Raw genomic sequence first — 3,316 nt, 5'->3', positions numbered from 1 at the left:
AGGGTCGTGGCGCTCTGGCCGAGCCGCACGTATCCGAGGCCCACGTCGACGAGCGTCTTCATGAACCGGTGGATCGCCCACGGCCTCGAAGGCGTCGCGCACGGACTGGAACTCGTCCGCGCTGCCGCCCATGTCGGGGTGGGCGTCGCGCACCCGGCGGCGGTAGGCGCGGCGGATCTCGTCCTGCGACGCCGACGGCTCGACGCCGAGGACGGCGTACGCGTCGGCATCGCGCGACGGGACGGGCATCGGTGGCTCCTCGCGGGAACCGGTCGGGCGGCTCCCAGGATCACGAGCGTAGGCGAGCTCGCCTGGACGACGCCCGAGCGCCCCCCGACGCCCGCAGGTACCGCACGACGGCGCGCGCGCCCGCGTACGCCGCGCGCGTGATACCACCGGGGCGCGCCCGACGGCGAACTTCGCGCATCCGGGCGGCCTGCGTAGGGTGGGCCACCGCCGACGCCCCTCCCGGTGACCGACACATCCTGAGGAGACCGACATGTGGGACTTCCTGCGCGACCGCGCCGACCAGATCGCGTTCTCCGCGTGGCAGCACCTCAGCCTCGTGGTGCAGTGCCTCCTGCTCGCGACCGTGATCGCCGTGGGGCTCGCGGCGCTCGTCTACCGCAGCCGTCCGCTCAGCTCGCTGGCCAACAGCGTCTCGGCCATCGGCCTGACGCTCCCCGCCTTCGCGCTCGTGGGCCTGCTCATCGCGCCGCTCGGCTTCGGCGTCGCGCCGGCCGTCGCGGTCGTCACGTTCTTCGCCGTGCTGCCCATCCTCCGGAACGCGGTGGTCGGCCTCACCGGCATCGATCCCGCGATCGTGGAGTCCGCGCGCGGGATCGGCATGGGGCGCATCCGCACGCTGCTGCGCGTCGAGCTGCCGCTCGCGTGGCCCGTGATCCTCGGCGGCATCCGCGTGTCCGCGCAGATGGTCATGGGCATCGCCGCGGTCGCCGCGTACGTCCTCGGCCCGGGACTCGGCGGCTTCATCTTCTCCGGGCTCTCCCGCCTCGGCGGCGCGAACTCGACCGAGTCCGTCCTCACCGGCGTCATCGGCGTCGTCCTGCTCGCCCTCCTGCTCGACCTCGTCCTCGTCGGCATCGGCCGGCTCACCACCCCGAGAGGCATCCGTGTCTGAGACCACCACACCCACCGCCCCCGAGATCAGCGGACGCTCGATCCTGCTCGACGGCGTCACCAAGAGGTACCCGGGGCAGGCGAAGCCCGCCGTCGACGGGATCACGCTGGAGATCCCCGCCGGCAAGATCGTCATGCTCGTCGGCCCCTCCGGCTGCGGCAAGACCACGACGCTGAAGATGATCAACCGTCTGATCGAGCCCACCGAGGGCCGCGTCGTCCTCGGCGACGAGGACGTGACGAGCATCGACGGCGACGAGCTGCGGCGCCGCATCGGCTACGTGATCCAGGCCGGCGGGCTCTTCCCGCACATGACGGTGGCCGCGAACATCGCGGTCGTGCCGAAGATGCTCGGCTGGGATGCCGCCCGGATCCGCGCGCGCGTGGACGAGCTGCTCGAGCTGGTCTCGCTCGACCCCGAGCAGTACCGGGACCGCTACCCGAAGGAGCTCTCCGGCGGCCAGCAGCAGCGCGTCGGCGTCGCCCGGGCGCTCGCGGCCGACCCGCCCGTGCTGCTCATGGACGAGCCGTTCGGCGCGGTGGACCCCATCACGCGGCAGCGCCTGCAGGACGAGCTCATCCGCATCCAGGCCGAGCTGCAGAAGACCATCGTCATCGTCACGCACGACTTCGACGAGGCCGTGAAGCTCGGCGACTGGATCGTGGTCTTCGCCGAGGGCGCCCGCATCGTGCAGTACGACACCCCCGAGCGGATCCTCGCGGAGCCCGCCGACGCGTTCGTCGAGGAGTTCATCGGCTCGGGCGCCGGCCTCAAGCAGCTGACGCTCCGCCGCGTCGACGAGGTGCCGCTCGCGGACGCCGTCATCGCGCACCCCGGCGACGCCGCGCGCGACGTGCTCGCCCGCATGGACGAGGTCGGCCACCAGCACGCCGTGGTCGTCGACGCCCGGGAGCGCCCGATCCAGTGGCCCTCGCGCCGCCAGCTCGGCCGGCTCGACGTCGTCGGCGCCGTGCCCGAGCCGCGCCTTCCGGTGATCGGCGCCCGCGCGACCCTCAACGACGCGCTCGACACCATGCTCGTCTCGAGCGCGGGCGCGGCCCTCGTCACGGGACGCGGCGGTGCCTTCCTGGGCGTGATCGACGTCGAGACGGTCATGGACGCCATCACGAGCGCCCGGGCGTCCGCGGCCGGCGGCGTCGAGGGCGCCCCCGTCGGCACCAACACGGGCACGATCGGCACCGTGGGCGCCGACGCCGCGCGTGCCGAGCAGGACGCCGGATCCATCGCGCAGGAGTCGCCCGCCGCGCAGGACGGGCAGGCCGGATGAGCGCCGTGACCGACGCCCGTACGGACGCCGTCGGCGGCGCGCAGGGCTGGCGCGGCCTCGTCGCCCAGCCCGTCGCGATCGCGGCGGTCCTCGGGGCGTACCTGGTCTGGCTCCGGGTGGCGCCGCTCACCGCCGTGGAGCGCACGACGCTCGCGCCGGACGCGCTGGGGAAGTCGACGCTCGAGCACCTCGCGCTCACCTTCTCGGCCGCGGCCATCGTGCTCGCTCTCGCGATCCCGCTCGGCGTCCTGATGACGCGCGGCCGGCTCCGGCGGTTCTCCCCGCCCGTCCTCGCGGTGGCGAACTTCGGCACCGCGGCACCGGCGATCGGCCTGGTGGTGCTGCTGGCGATGCTGGTGCCGAACGGCTTCGTCGCGAGCCTCGTGGCGCTCGTCGTGTACGCGGCGCTGCCCGTGCTGGGCAACACGATCCTCGGGATCCGCGGCGTCGACGAGCGTCTCGTCGAGGCCGGCCGCGGCATGGGGATGAGCCGGACGTCCGTGCTCTTCCGCATCGAGCTGCCGCTCGCCGTGCCCGTGATGCTCGCGGGCATCCGAACCGCGCTCGTGCTCCTCGTCGGCACCGCGGCGCTCGCCGCCTTCGTCAACGGCGGCGGCCTCGGGATCCTCATCACCACCGGCGTCAACCTCTACCTCTACCCCGTGCTGATCTCCGGCGCGCTGCTCATCTCGCTGCTCGCGCTCGCCATCGACTGGCTCGGCCGCGTCGTCGAGCACGTCGCCCGCCCGAAGGGACTCTGATCGTGCCGACCCTCCCCCGCTCCGCGCGCCTCCGCCGCGCGCTCGGCGTGCCCGCGCTCGTGGCCGCCGGCCTCGCGACGCTCACCGGCTGCGGGCTGCAGCCCGCGACGGCGTACGTGCCGGACG

Annotated in this window: 3 protein-coding genes and 1 pseudogene; 3 read left to right on the top strand and 1 reads right to left on the bottom strand. The window is 73.9% G+C overall.

The window, feature by feature from the left end; translation table 11 throughout:
• Window positions 1-129: 129 nt before the first annotated feature.
• Window positions 130-249: pseudogene (locus tag DZG00_RS17550) on the bottom strand (DnaJ domain-containing protein); the annotation flags it as partial.
• A gap of 250 nt (window positions 250-499) precedes the next feature.
• Here DZG00_RS17550 and DZG00_RS13735 point away from each other — a divergent pair.
• From DZG00_RS13735 to DZG00_RS13725, 3 genes are read left to right on the top strand one after another with little or no spacing between them, the layout of a single operon-like run.
• Window positions 500-1,141, top strand: a complete 642-nt coding sequence (locus tag DZG00_RS13735) for an ABC transporter permease (protein WP_119382864.1) — start codon at window positions 500-502, stop codon at window positions 1,139-1,141.
• Window positions 1,134-2,429, top strand: a complete 1,296-nt coding sequence (locus DZG00_RS13730; RefSeq protein WP_119382865.1) for an ABC transporter ATP-binding protein — start codon at window positions 1,134-1,136, stop codon at window positions 2,427-2,429. Before DZG00_RS13735 ends, DZG00_RS13730 begins: the two co-directional genes overlap by 8 nt.
• Window positions 2,426-3,190, top strand: a complete 765-nt coding sequence (locus DZG00_RS13725) for an ABC transporter permease (protein ID WP_119382866.1) — start codon at window positions 2,426-2,428, stop codon at window positions 3,188-3,190. The genes DZG00_RS13730 and DZG00_RS13725 overlap by 4 nt, the downstream gene beginning before the upstream one ends.
• Window positions 3,191-3,316: the final 126 nt, after the last annotated feature.

The organism is Clavibacter lycopersici (assembly GCF_003576405.1).
Classification (GTDB): Bacteria; Actinomycetota; Actinomycetes; order Actinomycetales; family Microbacteriaceae; genus Clavibacter; species Clavibacter lycopersici.
This window is presented reverse-complemented; position numbering and strand designations above follow the sequence as displayed.